The organism is Dorea sp. AM13-35 (assembly GCF_003473885.1).
Taxonomy (GTDB): domain Bacteria; phylum Bacillota; class Clostridia; order Lachnospirales; family Lachnospiraceae; genus Dorea_D; species Dorea_D hominis.
In genome coordinates, this window is record NZ_QUCZ01000005.1 from 170766 (window position 1) to 186648 (window position 15883).

The 15883-nt window shown below is 42.0% G+C and carries 13 protein-coding genes and 1 other annotated feature; of the genes, 8 read left to right on the forward strand and 5 right to left on the reverse strand.

The window, feature by feature from the left end; translation table 11 throughout:
• Positions 1-33 precede the first annotated feature (33 nt).
• The 4 genes from vanR to DW152_RS07480 are packed head-to-tail and all read left to right on the forward strand — an operon-like array spanning position 34 to position 4501.
• On the forward strand, positions 34-723 hold the full coding sequence (vanR, locus tag DW152_RS07465; protein WP_117537905.1) for a VanR-ABDEGLN family response regulator transcription factor: 690 nt from the start codon (positions 34-36) through the stop codon (positions 721-723).
• A complete protein-coding gene (locus DW152_RS07470) occupies positions 713-1951 on the forward strand; it encodes a sensor histidine kinase (RefSeq protein WP_118288314.1) in 1239 nt (412 codons plus the stop codon). Before vanR ends, DW152_RS07470 begins: the two co-directional genes overlap by 11 nt.
• Positions 1857-2957, forward strand: coding sequence for a metallophosphoesterase family protein (locus DW152_RS07475; RefSeq protein ID WP_118288315.1), 1101 nt, complete (start codon positions 1857-1859; stop codon positions 2955-2957). The genes DW152_RS07470 and DW152_RS07475 overlap by 95 nt, the downstream gene beginning before the upstream one ends.
• A 2-nt stretch (positions 2958-2959) precedes the next feature.
• Positions 2960-4501 carry an ATP-binding protein gene (locus DW152_RS07480; RefSeq protein ID WP_118288316.1) on the forward strand — a complete coding sequence of 514 codons (1542 nt, stop codon included), beginning with the start codon at positions 2960-2962 and terminating at the stop codon, positions 4499-4501.
• Positions 4502-4582: 81 nt separating this feature from the next.
• Here the strand turns inward: DW152_RS07480 and DW152_RS07485 are convergent, their stop codons facing one another.
• From DW152_RS07485 to murC, 4 genes are all read right to left on the reverse strand, one after another.
• The gene (locus DW152_RS07485) at positions 4583-5767 is read right to left on the reverse strand and encodes a ribose-phosphate pyrophosphokinase (protein ID WP_021860628.1); all 1185 of its coding nucleotides are present in this window, start codon (positions 5765-5767) and stop codon (positions 4583-4585) included.
• Positions 5754-6779 carry an ATP-binding protein gene (locus DW152_RS07490; protein WP_118288317.1) on the reverse strand — a complete coding sequence of 342 codons (1026 nt, stop codon included), beginning with the start codon at positions 6777-6779 and terminating at the stop codon, positions 5754-5756. Before DW152_RS07490 ends, DW152_RS07485 begins: the two co-directional genes overlap by 14 nt.
• Positions 6780-6801: 22 nt before the next feature.
• On the reverse strand, positions 6802-7803 hold the full coding sequence (locus tag DW152_RS07495) for a DnaD domain protein (protein ID WP_118288318.1): 1002 nt from the start codon (positions 7801-7803) through the stop codon (positions 6802-6804).
• 138 nt (positions 7804-7941) lie between these two features.
• Positions 7942-9318, reverse strand: a complete 1377-nt coding sequence (gene murC / locus DW152_RS07500; protein ID WP_118288319.1) for a UDP-N-acetylmuramate--L-alanine ligase — start codon at positions 9316-9318, stop codon at positions 7942-7944.
• A 230-nt stretch (positions 9319-9548) separates the two neighbouring features.
• Here murC and DW152_RS07505 point away from each other — a divergent pair, with 230 nt between their 5' ends.
• The 3 genes from DW152_RS07505 to spoVG are packed head-to-tail and all read left to right on the forward strand — an operon-like array spanning position 9549 to position 12256.
• Positions 9549-10823: a glucose-1-phosphate adenylyltransferase gene (locus DW152_RS07505; protein ID WP_117537898.1), complete on the forward strand. Its 1275-nt coding sequence runs from the start codon at positions 9549-9551 to the stop codon at positions 10821-10823.
• Complete coding sequence (glgD, locus tag DW152_RS07510) at positions 10820-11938, forward strand: glucose-1-phosphate adenylyltransferase subunit GlgD (RefSeq protein WP_021860633.1); 1119 nt, start codon at positions 10820-10822, stop codon at positions 11936-11938. Before DW152_RS07505 ends, glgD begins: the two co-directional genes overlap by 4 nt.
• A 42-nt stretch (positions 11939-11980) precedes the next feature.
• Complete coding sequence (gene spoVG, locus DW152_RS07515) at positions 11981-12256, forward strand: septation regulator SpoVG (protein WP_021860634.1); 276 nt, start codon at positions 11981-11983, stop codon at positions 12254-12256.
• 179 nt (positions 12257-12435) lie between these two features.
• On the opposite strand, the gene DW152_RS07520 is transcribed toward spoVG, so the two are convergent.
• A complete protein-coding gene (locus tag DW152_RS07520; protein WP_118288320.1) occupies positions 12436-13281 on the reverse strand; it encodes an RluA family pseudouridine synthase in 846 nt (281 codons plus the stop codon).
• A 437-nt stretch (positions 13282-13718) separates the two neighbouring features.
• Positions 13719-13929 (forward strand) — a binding site (T-box leader).
• 466 nt (positions 13930-14395) lie between these two features.
• On the opposite strand from DW152_RS07520, the gene proS reads away from it, so the two are divergent.
• Complete coding sequence (gene proS / locus DW152_RS07525) at positions 14396-15835, forward strand: proline--tRNA ligase (RefSeq protein ID WP_117537895.1); 1440 nt, start codon at positions 14396-14398, stop codon at positions 15833-15835.
• The last annotated feature ends 48 nt before the right edge of the window (positions 15836-15883 follow it).

Sequence of the window (15883 nt, forward strand, 5' to 3'; positions counted from 1 at the left end):
ATGCCCCGTCCCCTGGTTTTCAGGAGGGATTGTATGAATATATTAGTAGTGGATGATGAGAAAGAGATTGCAGATGTAATTGAACTGTATTTACAGAATGATCAGTATCAGGTTCTGAAGTTTTATACAGGGCAGGAGGCACTGGACTGCATTAACAGCACGAAGATTGATCTTGCAATTCTGGATATTATGCTACCGGATGTGGATGGTTTCCAGATTTTAAAACAGATCCGGGAGAAATACACATTTCCGGTGATCATGCTGACTGCAAAGACGGAATATATGGATAAGATCACAGGGCTTACACTGGGGGCAGATGATTATATTCCGAAGCCGTTCAATCCGCTGGAGCTTGTTGCAAGAGTCAAGGCACAGCTCAGACGTTATACGCAGTACAATGAAGGCAGTAAAGACACCGGAGATATCATTGATTTTGCCGGACTTTTATTAAACCGAAAGTCTCATGAGTGTGTTTACAATGAAGTTCCGCTGACATTGACACCGATTGAGTTTGATATTCTCTGGCTGCTCTGTGAGAACAAAGGCAAAGTCATAAGCTCAGAAGAATTATTCGAGAAAGTATGGCACGAGACTTACTATAAGAACAGCAATAACACGGTGATGGTGCATATTCGTCATTTGCGGGAGAAGATGAACATACCGACCGGCAAATCTGATTTCATAAAGACCGTATGGGGAGTGGGATATAAAGTTGAAGAATAATTATCGGAAACTCAAATTCAGTATATTATTGCAGACGGTATTGGTAACGGCACTGACCGTGCTGGTAGGTGGATTTATTCTGCGCTATATTATCGATGGACCGTATAATGACAAATTCAGCAAGTTTTTCATTAAATATCTGAAAGACCTGAATATTGATGAATCGACAGCGATTCATTTATACTGGAAATTGATCGGAGACAATAAGACCTTTTTCATGGTTGTCGGTTTCCTGCTTTTATTTGCGCTCTTTTTCTATATTGCGCTCTCAAAGATGACAAAATATCTGGATCAGGTGGGAGACGGAATCGAAAATATTGTATCAGATTCCAACGAACCGGTGCATCTGATCACGGAGCTCAAGCCAATTGAGATCCGTCTCAATGAGATCAAGGCAACGATTAAGAGACAGGAACTGGAATCGGAAGAAGGCGAGAAACGGAAAAATGATCTGGTGCTTTTCCTTGCACATGATCTGAAGACACCGCTGACGTCCATCGTAGCTTATCTTACGATGCTGGACAGCCATCCGGACATGTCAGATGAAGAACGGGAAAAGTACATTCACATCGCATTAGAGAAATCTCTGCGGCTTGGCGATCTGATCAATGAATTTTTTGATATTACCCGCTATAATCTGCAGGACATAGAGTTGGAACCGGTTGAGATTAATTTATCTCTGATGCTGGAGCAGATTGCGGACGAACTGTACGGCGTACTGCAGGACAAGAATCTGTGTTGTGAAGTGGAAGTGGAAGAAAATTTGGAAGTGACCGGAGATCCGGATAAGCTTGCCAGAGTTTTTGATAATATTTTAAGAAATGCAATTGCATACTGCTATGCCGGAACGAAGATCCAGATCTATGCACAGAAAAAAGAAGATGACGTAGAGATTGTATTCAGCAATGAAGGGGATAAGATTCCGGGAACAATGTTGCAGACAATTTTTGAGAAATTTTACCGTGTGGACGATTCGAGATCCAGCGGTACCGGTGGAGCCGGACTGGGGCTTGCGATCGCGAAGGAAATCGTAGAACTGCACGGTGGGCATGTGCGTGCGAAGAGCAACGATCAGAAGACAGAATTTATTGTAACACTGCCTTCAAAGAAGGAGCAGGAGGAAGGAGAAGAAGATGAAGTTTCTGCACCTCGCGGACATACATTTAGGGGCAAGTCCAGACCTGCCAAACGGACTCACAGAGAAAAGAAAAAAGGAGATCTGGAATAGTTTCCGCAATGTGATCGAGACATGTGAGCGGGAGAAGATAGATCTTTTACTGATTGTGGGAGATCTGTTTCACAGACAACCGCTGCTTCGTGAATTAAAAGAGGTCAGTTACCTGTTTGGAAAATTGACAAAAACACAGGTGGTTCTGGTCGCAGGAAACCACGATTACATAAAAAAAGATTCTTATTACCGTACATTTCACTGGCAGAAACATGTGCATATGATATCGGCAGATGAGCCACAGTGTATCGAACTTCCGGAAATCAGTACATCTGTCTGTGGGTTTAGTTACCATTCGCGGGAGATAAGAGAACGTCTGGATATCAGCCAGTTGAAAAAGGGAAGACAAAAATACGAAATTTTGCTGCTGCATGGAGGAGATGAGACACATGTTCCATTTAACAAAGAGGATCTGCGGCGCGTAGATTATGATTATGTGGCACTCGGACATATTCATAAGCCACAGACTGTGATAGATGGGAAAGCGGCATACAGTGGTGCGCTGGAACCAATCGATAAGAATGATACCGGAAAGCATGGTTTTATCAGAGGTGAAATAACAGATGAAGGCTGCAGGATACGTTTTGTGCCGGCAAGTGTCAGACGTTACATCCATGAGAAAATCACAGTGACACCGCAGTTTACCGATCAGGAGCTGCAGGAGCGAATAGAAGCATGTATCCGCGAACAGGGAGAACAGCATTTTTATAAATTTATACTGACCGGCTTCAGGGATCCTGATATTATGTTTGAGACGGTCCGGAGATTTTCTCCCAGTGACAGCTTATATGGTCATCCGGCGTTTGGAAATGAACATGGATGGAATATACTGGAAATCGCTGATCGGACAACGCCGGCATATGATTTTGGGCAGCTTATGAAACAGCATAAAGAAGATATCCTGGGGGCATTTATCGAAGAATTATCAGAATATCCACAGGAAAGCATACAGTATCGTGCGCTTTGTGAGGGAGTACAGGCGCTGATGGATACAAGAAGGGGTTAGTTATGCGTATACGAGAGATCTGGATGAAGAATTTCGGGCGTTTTGCAGATCGCAGAATTACTGTAAATGACGGCATACAACTGTTTTATGGAGAAAATGAAGCAGGTAAATCAACGATTCACACATTCCTGAAAGGGATGTTATTTGGGATGGAGCGAAAACGTGGACGTGCTTCAGCAACTGATGAAAGCCATCTGTATGAACCGTGGGAAAATCCTAATTACTATGCAGGTGTGTTGCGATTTGAAGCGGGAGGCAAGACATTCTGCCTACAGAGATCATTTGAAAAAACAGGGAGAAAGGCAGAATTGTTCTGTGAGGAAGACGGAGAAGAATTTTCGGTAGAAAATGGAGATCTGGAAATGCTACTCGATGGGCTGACTGCTTCAGGATACGAGAATACAATATCCTGTGGGCAATTGAAAGTAACACCGGATGCTTCACTTGGAACAGAGCTTCGCAATTATGCAACCAATGCTTGTGCGCAGGATAAGGGAGACATCGATCTGGGGGCGGCATTTGCCCGCTTGAAGGAACGAAAAAAGGACATAGAACGCCGGATAAAAATAAGACTGGAAGAACGACAGAAAAAGCAGGAAATTACGGAGCAGGAAGCATCCTATGTATGGACAGATATCCATAAGTACACCGAAGAGAAGAACCGCATCAGTGAAGAACTGGCACTCCGGGAGATGGGAAAACAGAAAAATAAAAAAGACAGTCTGGCTTATACAGAAGAAGTTTCCAAATGGCGGATTCATCCGATGGAGCTGATCGTATTTGTTCTTTTGATTATTTCCCCATTATTTATTGTGTCAAAACCGTGGAATTATCTGATGGCGATCATCATTTTCCTGTGCTGCCTGATTTATATCTGGAATCGGATGAAAGTAAGTAAACGTAAGGAAAAAACAGAGTCGGAGATTCTACTTGAAAAGATCCGACCGGAAGAAGAAAAAGCATCCAGAGAGAAACTGCTCTGGGAACAGAACCGCATAGAAGCAGAATTGAAAGAGAAACAGACACAATATGAGAATCTGAAAGAACAGCTGGAAGAACTAGATTTGACAGATGATGTTATTGAGAGATTACAGCAGACGAGAGAAGCGGTTACGATGGCGTATGAACAACTGGAAGCTTTGTCGGGAAGACTGCGCGAGCAGACGGACAAGTTGTTAAATGGCAGAGTATCTGAGATTGTCTGTGCGTTTACAGGTGGAAAATACGAGCGGCTTTTTGTAGACGAAGACACGCGAATTTATCTCATTACAGAGGACAGGAAAATCCGGATAGAACAGGTGAGCCGTGGAACAGCGGAACAGATCTATCTTGCACTTCGTATTGCAGCCGCAGAATTTCTCTATGAAGAAGAATTTCCACTGATTCTGGATGATACATTTGGATTTTATGATGAGAAACGTCTGGCAAATACATTACAGTGGCTTGCAGAAAATAAAAAACAGGTGTTGATTTTTACGTGTCAGAAACGGGAAGAAGAACTGCTTAAGAAAATGCATATTCCGTATAATAAGGAAAATGTATGATGCCATAAAACCACTCCTGTGCAAGCACATCGTGGTTTCAGGCTTTTTGACTATATGATTCTAAATGTGAGAAGAGATGATTTAAATCTCTTCTCCTCTTTTATATTTCTCGACAACGTGCTGGATTCTTTCGTTCGGGGAAAGAATGCTGCTGACAGAACCGTCATGGTTCAGTGTGTCGATCAGGAGTGCGATATATTTACTCATATCACAGTTGATATAGTAAGGGCGCTCAAGAAGTTCAGGTGTCTGATAGATCAGATTTGTTGTCAGGATACCATCAATAGTACCTTCTTCGTATGCCTGGTCGAATTTGTCCAGTCCGTTTGTGAACAGTCCGAATGTTGCGGCGGCAAAGATACGTTTTGCTTTGCGGCGTTTTAACTGTCTGGCAACATCTAAGATACTGTCACCGGAAGAAATCATATCATCTAAGATGATTACATCTTTTCCTTCAACAGAAGAACCAAGGAACTCATGTGCAACGATCGGATTGCGTCCATCTACGACTTTTGTATAATCACGTCTCTTGTAGAACATACCCATATCCAGATTCAATACGTTGGCAAGGTAAACAGCACGACCGGTAGCACCTTCATCCGGGCTGATCGCCATCATATGTTCGCTGTCGATCTGGAGATCTTTATATTTGCGTAAAAGTCCTTTTACAAATTGATAGGTAGGACGAACGGTTTCAAATCCACTGAGCGGGATTGCATTCTGTACACGCGGATCATGTGCATCAAAAGTAATGATGTTGTCTACACCCATGCGTACTAACTCCTGCAGAGCAAGTGCACAATCCAGAGACTCGCGTCCGCTTCTCTTGTGCTGGCGACTCTCATAAAGGAATGGCATGATCACGTTGATACGACGACCTTTTCCGCCAACGGCTGCGATGACACGTTTCAGATTCTGGAAATGATCATCCGGAGACATATGGTTTGTATGTCCACTCAGGGAATAAGTCAGGTTATAATTGCATACATCAACCATTAGATACAGGTCTTTACCGCGGACAGATTCACCAATAATACCTTTGGCTTCTCCGGAACCAAAACGCGGAACCTTTGCATCAATCAGGTAATTGTCTCTTTCATAACCCTTGAATACTACATCGTTTTTAAATTCATGGCTGTCTTCACGACGCCAGTTTACAATGTAGTCATTAACTCTTTTTCCCATCTCCTGACATCCGTCAAGGGCAATGATTCCAAGAGCTCCAACAGGTATATTATCCAGAACACGTTCGTTACGACGTAACATCTTTTGTACCTCCTAGGTTTAATAATTTTTTTTGGATGCGAATATCATCTCCGGTCAGACGAAGCATTGTATAACTGCTACTGAGCCGGGAGAAAATTCTTTCTGAATAGATGTTTTTGATATCATCTAATGCCAGATTCGTAGAAATAATCGTAGATTTCCGGCGTAAAATACGTTCGTTCAGACACGCAAACAACTGGGAAGATGTAAAACCATTTGCCATCTCTGTGCCGAGATCGTCAATGATCAGAAGATCACAGTTGTAAATGTAATTGGTGTCCGGGGATTCCTCATCGTAAGAATCTGAATCCTTTTTGCCAAACGTATTCTCAGCAAGTATATCAAAAAAATGCTTGGAAGAAAAGTAGATGACAGAATAAGCAGCATCTATCAGCTCTTTGGCAATACAGTTTGACAGAAATGTCTTGCCGACACCGGTGTCTCCATATAATAGTATGTTCCGAAAATCCGTGGAAAATGTATCTACAAATTCATGACATGCATGTAGAGCAGTCTTCATAGAATCCAGAGAGGATCGTCCTGTTACCGGATCTATGTGGTTGCGTGAGTAATAATCCAGAGAAAGTGTAGAAAAATTCTCGGATTTTAAAATCTCCTGCAAGTTTGACTGTGTATATAATAAATCCACAATTGCTTTTTTGAAGCAGTGGCATTTATTCGTTTCGATATAGCCCGTGTCTTTGCAGTCCGGGCAGAGATAATGCGGCTCCAGATAATGTGCCGGATATCCATGTGATTTGAGTAATTCTTTCTTGCGGGCAGATAAGGTATGTATCTCTTGCTTTAAATCTGCCAGAGCAGAAGTCTCGCCATTTAACAGAAGTCTCGCCTGCCGGATACTGGCAGAAGAGATGGCGTTATCTATTTCTGCAAACTCAGGGATCGCCTGTGTGACGCGTTCATAGCGCTCTTGCACCTGATGGACGGCGTCCAGCTGGCGCTGCTCATAGATGCGCATCAGTTCATTGTACTGTGAATTTGAAAGTGCCATAAAGAAAATCTCCCTTGTCTGCTTATTGCTGTATCAGTCTGCGCTCCAGATCGTTCATGTCATAAGAGCGGTTTTCAAAATTGTTAAACTTATTCCTTCCGGAAGGTTTGGAAGGCTGCGTTGTCTGCTGTCTGGCTTTGTCTGCTTTCGCACGTGTAAATGCAGCATCCAGAACAGAGACGTCTTCTAAAGTGTGGACGTTTTTCTTATACCAGTTCTTCAGAATAGAATCTGTATATTCAAAATTCGGCTGATGGATCATATTCATGGTTCGGTCACATGCTTCCAGAATGATTTCCAGAGAAAAAGCATATTCTTCGTGCCACTTGCGGATATATGCGATCTCAGATGCTGCCGGAGCACGTCCTTTGATTCCGTAAGCATTCAGAATAGAATAGCAGTTCTTGTTGTAAAGAACAGAATTGGTCTTTGCCTGTTCTGCAGTGCGGATATCCTGACTGTGCCAGGATAAAGCAACTTTCTGGATGTAATGGATACTCTTATGTCCGTTTTCAACACAATATTCGATTAGATACTCGATCAAATCAGCTGACATCTGTAATGTCTCATAAAAATATGTAATCGCATTAATATCTGTAGCAGATAAAGTCTTGCCAAGATACTGTTCAGCTACAAAAAGTAATTCTTTAAATTCCTTGCGGTTACCATGCTTTCTGGTGTTCACAGACTTGTCCGTACACGAAACCGGTGCAACAGTCAGCGAAGCTTCTGATGGAGAAACTTCAGCTTGTAAAGAACGGTCCGGAGCTTCTTCTTTGTATTCGAGAAGTCCCTGACCTTCCCAGTATTTGAAAGCGCGTAAAATATCTTTCTCCGTACACTCTAAAAGATCAGCCAGTCTGGACGGAGCCGGCAAAGAGGCAGACTCGTCCAGGTGGCGAAGAAGCATAAGATAAACTTTTACATATTCTCCATTTGCTTTTGGCATATACCGGTCAATGAATTCGTTCTCCAGAACCGTAACTGTTTTTTTTGCCTGATTTGTTAAAGTCAGTGTTTTCATACCCGCCTGATGAGCCTCCTAATGTCTTTCAAATGTTGCAGGATTATTATAACATCAGTTGACCGGGCAAAAAAGAAATTTTTAAGCCAAAAATCAGGTTTTTTGTGGATAAAATCCTGTGGAAAATGTGGATAACTCTTACTTAACGAGCGTTTCCCCAATGTTTACAACGTCTCCGGCTCCCATAGTTATCAACACATCACCTTTTTGACAATGTTCGCGACAGAAGTTTTCGATCTCTTCAAAAGAAGGAAAATAATATACATCTGCACCTTTTTCAGCGATTGCGTCTGCAAGGTCTTTGGAAGAGATGCCGAGTGTGTCTGTCTCTCTTGCGGCATAAATATCTGCAAGGATCACATGATCCGTATGAGATAATGCTTCAGCAAATTCCGGGAAGAGAGCCTTGGTACGTGTATAAGTGTGAGGCTGGAAAATACACCAGATCTCACGGTGTGGATAATGTTTTGCAGCAGTCAGGGAAGCAGTGATCTCTGTCGGATGATGTGCATAATCATCAATGACAGTGACGCCGTCAAATTCACCTTTGTATTCAAATCTGCGGTTTGTACCGTGGAAATCTTTCAGTCCCTGTCCGGCCGTCTTCGGATCGATTTTCAGAATATCAGCCACAGCAAGTGCTGCCAGTGCGTTAGATACGTTGTGATCTCCGTTGACAGAGAGTGCGATTCTTGTTACAAACTCTCCATTTTTCACGAAATCGAAAGAAGCCTCTCCGATCTGGTCGTGAAGAATATTTGTTGCACTGTAGTCATAAGAACTGTCCGGACCATAAGTTACAACACGGCATGCAAGCCCGTCTGTGATCTCGTGAAGCTCCGGAATCTCACCATTAATAACAAGTGTGCCGTCTGCCGGCAATAGCTCAGCAAACTTGCGGAAAGAGTGACGGATATCCGCAAGGTCTTTGAAGAAATCCAGATGATCCTCATCAATGTTCAAAATAACTCCAATCTTCGGGAAGAAATGCAGGAAACTGTTCGTGTATTCGCATGCTTCTGTAAGGAAGATTTCGGAATTACCGACGCGGATATTACCACCGATGGCTTTTAAAATACCGCCGACAGAAATCGTTGGATCCATCTCGGCACTTAAAAGAATGTGGGAAAGCATGGAAGTTGTTGTTGTCTTGCCATGGGTTCCGGATACAGCGATCGGAGTATCATAATTAGTCATTAACTGTCCGAGGAGTTCGGCACGGCTCAGCATAGGAAGTCCTTTCTGGACTGCTGCCTGATATTCCTCGTTGTCTGCATGAATTGCTGCCGTGTAAACAACAACATCAATTCCTTCTATTATATTAGAAGCTTTCTGTCCGTAAAAAATAGTGACGCCGGCTTTCTCAAGCTGTTCTGTAAGCGGAGAACGTTTGTTATCTGATCCGGAGATTGTGAAATGTTCTTCCAAAAGAACTTCTGCCAGACCACTCATGCTGATTCCGCCAATTCCAATGAAGTGTACGTGTACCGGTTGTTCAAAATTGATTTTATACATAAGCTACCATCCTTAGTTTTAATGCTCCGGCGGGTTGCCGGAAAGTGTTCATAATTTACTTACTTCTATCATATTATTATAAACATATCTGGCAAAAAAACCAACCTAAAATTTCTTGGTATATTTTCATAAAAAGGTCACGAAACGTTTACTAAAATTGTGAAAAATGTTCACGGAAGGATAAATATATGCTATAATAAGATAATAAACGACTGTGAAGGGGTGAAGACATGAGAAAGAAGGAAATGATAGCAATGCTTCTGGCAGGCGGACAAGGCAGCAGACTTGGAGTCCTAACTGCTAAAGTTGCAAAACCTGCAGTAGCTTTCGGAGGAAAGTACCGGATTATTGATTTTCCTCTGAGTAACTGCATTAATTCTGGAATTGACACCGTGGGAGTACTGACACAGTATCAACCGCTTCGATTGAATGCTCATATCGGAATCGGAATTCCGTGGGATCTGGACAGAAATTATGGTGGAGTAACGATTTTACCACCATATGAGAAGAGCACGAGCAGTGAATGGTATACCGGAACTGCGAATGCGATTTATCAGAATATTGATTACATAGAGACTTTTCATCCGGATTATGTACTGATCTTATCCGGAGATCATATCTATAAGATGGACTATGAAGTTATGCTGGATTATCACAAAGCGAATAATGCGGATGTGACGATCGCAGCGATGCCGGTGCCGATGGAAGAGGCAAGCCGATTTGGAATCGTGATCACAGATGATGATGGAAGGATCACAGAATTTCAGGAAAAACCAGAGAAGCCGAAGAGTAATCTCGCATCTATGGGAATTTACATATTCAGTTGGCCGGTGCTCAAAGAAGCATTGCATACGATGAGAGATGAGTCTGGATGTGATTTTGGTAAACATATTATTCCATATTGTCACAGAAAAGGTGAACGCTTATTTGCTTACGAGTACAATGGTTACTGGAAAGACGTAGGAACGCTTGGTTCTTACTGGGAAGCGAATATGGAACTGATCGATATCATTCCAGAGTTCAATCTTTATGAAGAGTTCTGGAAGATTTATACAAACAGTGGCATCCTGCCGCCGCAGTATATTTCCGAACAGGCAGTGATCGACAGATGCATTATCGGTAATGGATCAGAAATTTACGGTGAAGTTCACAATAGTGTTATCGGATCTGGTGTTGTGATAGGAGAAGGAACCGTTGTGAGAGATTCTATCATTATGAAGGATGCAGTAATCGGCAAAAACTGTGTTGTGGACAAGGCGATTATCGCAGAGAACTGTAAAATCGGTGATGAAGTTGTAATGGGAATCGGAAGAGATGTACCGAACCGCCTGAAACCGTCCGTATATTCTTTTGGACTGGTAACGATTGGAGAGAATTCGGTAATCCCGGAAAAAGTACAGATTGGAAAAAATACTGCGATCAGTGGTAAGACAACGGCAGAGGATTACCCGGATGGCGTACTGGACAGCGGAGAGACTTTGATAAAGGCAGGTGAACGGGTATGAGAGCAGTAGGAATTATTCTAGCGGGTGGCAACAGTTATAAGATGAAAGAACTTACACAGAAACGTGCAGTAGCAGCAATGCCGATCGCAGGAAGTTACCGGGCGATTGATTTTGCACTCAGTAATATGTCCAACTCACATATTCAGAAAGTGGCAGTTTTAACACAATATAATGCCCGTTCGTTGAATGAACATCTGAATTCCTCCAAGTGGTGGGATTTCGGAAGAAAACAGGGCGGACTTTATGTATTTACCCCGACAATCACAGCAGATAACGGATACTGGTACAGAGGAACCGCAGATGCGATTTACCAGAATCTTGATTTTTTGAAGAGATGCCACGAACCTTACGTTATCATTACATCCGGCGATGCGGTGTATAAGATGGACTATAACAAGGTTCTGGAATATCATATAGCAAAACGCGCAGACATTACGATCGTGTGTAAAGAACTTGCTCCAGGAGAGGATGCGAGCCGGTTTGGAACATTGAAGATGAATGATACGATGCGCGTGGAAGAATTTGAAGAGAAGCCGATGGTGGCTAAGTCCAACACTATTTCCACCGGGATTTATGTGATCAGGAGAAGACATCTGATCGATATGATCGAGCACTGTGCGGAAGAGGACAGACATGATTTTGTGACCGATATTCTCATCAGATACAAGAATCTGAAGAAAATATATGGTTATAAAATAAAAGACTACTGGAACAGTATTTCGACCGTGGATGCATATTATCGGACGAATATGGATTTCCTGAAACCGGAGGTAAGAAACTACTTCTTCAAGGAACAGCCAGATGTATATTCAAAGGTAAGCGACCTGCCGCCTGCAAAGTATAATCCGGGTGCGGTTGTAAAGAACAGTCTGATTGCAAGTGGAAGTATTATCAATGGTACCGTCGAAAATTCTATATTATTTAAGAAGACATTCGTCGGAAATAATTGTGTAATTAAAAATTCTATCATTCTGAATGATGTTTATCTTGGGGACAATACTTATATTGAAAACTGTATTGTAGAAAGTCGTAACACCATCAGAGCGAACACAAGGCATGTAGGGGAAGATGGTGTGAAAGTGGTCATCGAAAAGAACGAGAGGTATGTGCTGTAGAAAGATTACAGTACAACGGCTGAAAGAAAGGGGCTAGAACAAATGCAGATTACAGATGTACGAGTGAGAAAGGTAGCAAAGGAGGGCAAATTAAAGGCGGTTGTCTCGATCACAATGGATGAAGAATTTGTCATTCATGATATCAAAGTGATTGAAGGCGAGAAGGGACTTTTCATTGCTATGCCAAGCAAGAAGTCATTGGACGGAGAGTACCGTGATATTGCGCATCCGATCAATTCCGGAACGAGAGAGCGTATCCAGAATATTATTCTTAGCAAGTATGAAGAAGCAATGAGTAAAGAAGTTATGGAAGCGTAGCCGCTATCATATAAACTGATTAAGAAATGAAATGTTTAAGGACGGAAGAAATGCATCTCTTCCGTCCTTAAAATTTTTCTTGTAAAAGAGAAAGAATCATCGCACTTTACGCGACTGCCCGTTTTGTTGCAGATGTCATAGTATTTAGAAGTATGCTCATATCGGGTTGGTCATCAAAATCAGGCTAGTAAAGAAAAATGCATTTTTTTATGTGTGACAGGATGTGTAAAATCAAGTTTATATGCACACAGACATAATGTCTGCCATCCTTTTTTTGCACGGCAGTCTGGATTGTATTTTGTGTCGCCGACGATCGGGCATCCGATAGCAGCGAGCTGGCAGCGGATCTGGTGAAAGCGTCCGGTGTCCAGATGGATTTTGAGAAGTGTCTTCGTGGACTGCCCGTTGTCCACAGAGGTGCTGCTTGAAAAAATATCCTGGATGTCTGAAGCATGTTCATCCCCGGCGTTTACGGGGTTTTTACTGAAAAAAATATCTTCGGAATTTGTGTTGATAGTATCTGGAGTGGAACGGGAAGTATCTGTGAAAAAATCTCGTAACTCATTATGGATTTCGTAGAAGAGGCGAGCTTTTTTTGCGCCTTTCTTTTTTGCATCACAGACAGACGCAGTGTTAGTCTGCGGATTTTTATACAAATAATTTTCCAGTGTTCCAGAAGTGTCAGACGGAATTCCGTTTGTCAGGGCAAGATAATATTTTCCAAAATCACCATTCTGAAGCTGGCGGTTTAAATCTTTTGCGGCAGCAGGTGTTTTGGCAAAGACAAGAATACCGCGGACTGGCTGGTCCAGTCTGTGTATTACTGCGAGATATGGCTCGCTTTTATCAGAAGATGTTTCATAAATGTGGCGTTTGATCAGATTTACCATATCAGGCGAACCAATACGGCGGCTCTGCGTTGCTGTGCCGTGCGGTTTTTCACATACGATAATATCGGAATCCTCGAATAAAATATTTAAAGTAGAATTATTTTTTCTGTAATTTTTTTGAATATGATTCTGCATGAATGATTTCCTCCTGTCAGAAATCTGGATTTCTTTTTTTATTTAAGCACAGAGCTATGGAATATGCAAATAAATTATAGCGGGATTGCCGGAAAATACAAATGCAGGAGGCTGACTTGAAAAAGTAAATTCCAGTGCGGAACTAAATTCCACTCAGACTTTAAAAGTTGTGACTTTTATTGAATTTCTACATTGTAATTTGTTGTGCATATGCAAAATATAGAGTAGAGCCTTGATAGAATGATTTATTTTGTGTTAAGTGTTTTACATATGTGAATTTAGAGCTTGCAAGGTTAAATTCTATTTATGCAGGAGTAAGATCCATCATGGAGATTAAGAGTGGAGTTTAAATTTTCAATTTAGGAGCGAAAAATAATCATGCTTGTTGCTTGACAAAAGAAAAACCATAGATTAAAATTATGAACAATTCCATAAATAATATGGCGATGAAGAGAATTAGTACATGGTAGCGGGCAGCAGAGAGGACATCATAATGGTGAAAGATGTCTGGCAGGAGCACTGTGGAACCGGTCTTGGAGCCACTGTATGAAAATACAGCGTTTCCGTCAGCGTTAATGATGAATGAAGAGAACTGCAAAAGGGTTGCAGTTAACTAGGGTGGTACCGCCGAGCTTTTCGGTCCCTTTTTAGGGAGCTGAAAGGTCCGGCGTTTTTTATTATGGCGACGAGGAAAATGTACCATGCTTGCATGATCACATTTGACGATCGCTAATCAGCGGATAAAACTTGAAAAGCGTGTTTTATGCTATCGCTATCATTATTGTCCTGACCACCGGAAAAAATTGTCAGTGGCAGGTTCTGTAGATGTTTTATTAAGATGATGTTGAAATCAAAACCTTTCACCATGTTTTTCGCTTATAGGCTTACAACGTAGTGAGTACCAGATGATTTTATTTATGAGCAGATTCGCAAACGATCTATGTTCCACATCAGGGCTTGCTAAATGAGTGTTATAGTTGTTCCGTAATGCGGCTGATGCAAGACATGTGTCAAAGCATATTATATTTTTTTCTGGCACTGTAAAAATGTTGGATTTATATTTGTAGCTTTATAAAAGGAGCTCCCAGAATAAAGTAGAAAAGGAGAAAGAAAGATGGCAAAAGAAAAATTAGTAAAAAATATCACATCTCGTGACGAAGATTTCGCACAGTGGTACACAGACGTTGTACGTGAAGCAAATCTTTGTGATTATTCCAGCGTAAAAGGATGCATGAACTACTTACCGAATGGTTATGCGATCTGGGAACTGATTCAGTCAGATCTGGACAGACGTTTTAAAGAAACAGGTGTAGAGAATGTATACCTGCCGGTTCTGATTCCGGAAGAACTTCTTGAGAAAGAAGCAGATCACGTAGAAGGATTTGCACCGGAAGTTGCATGGGTAACACATGGTGGAATGGAGAGATTACAGGAAAGATTATGTATTCGTCCGACATCCGAGACTTTATTCTGTGACCTGTGGGCAAAAACAGTAAAATCATACAGAGATCTTCCGAAGGTATGGAACCAGTGGAACTCCGTACTGCGCTGGGAGAAGACAACAAGACCGTTCTTACGTTCCAGAGAATTCTTGTGGCAGGAAGGCCATACACTTCATGCAACATACGAAGAAGCTGAAGAAAGAACAATTCAGATGTGGGAAGTTTATAAGGATTGCTATAAAGAGACAATGGCTATTCCATTTGTAGCAGGAAGAAAGGCAGAACACGAGAAATTCGCAGGAGCAGAAGACACATATACGATTGAAGCATTGATGCATGACGGAAAAGCACTTCAGTCTGCGACAAGTCATTTCTTCGGAAGTGGATTCCCGGATGCATTTGATATTAAATATGTAGATAAAAATAACGAATTACACAGTGCTTATGAGACATCATGGGGATGGTCTACAAGAAGTATCGGAGCACTTATTATGGTTCACGGTGATGACGACGGACTTGTATTACCACCGCATGTTGCACCGGTAGAATGTAGAGTTATTCCGATCGCACAGCACAAAGAAGGCGTTCTGGACAGATCATATGCACTGTTTGATGAGCTGAAAAAAGCAGGATACAGAGTGAAGATTGATGATTCCGACAAGAGCCCGGGATGGAAATTCTCTGAGCAGGAGATCCTCGGAATCCCGACACGTATCGAGATTGGACCAAAAGATATCGAGAAGAATCAGGTTGTGGTTGTACGTCGTGACAATCGTGAGAAGATCGTTGTATCTCTGGATGAGATTGCTGTAAAACTGCGTGAAATCCTTGAACAGGAACAGCAGGATATGTACAACCGCGCAGAAGAGTTCCTGAACAGCCACATCGATACAGCAACAACAATGGACGAAATGGTAGAGAAGTTCAAAGCAAATCGTGGATTTGTTAAAGCCTGCTGGTGCGGAGATCCAGAATGTGAAGGCGAAGTAAAATATCTGACAGGCGGAGCAGCAACCAGATGTCTGATTGAAGATGAAGAATTTATTTCCGACAAATGTATCTATTGTGGAAAACCTGCAAAACAGATGGCATATTGGGGAAAATCTTATTAAAATATAATTGGGGACGGGGATTTTCTAGAAAATCCCCGTCCCCAATTG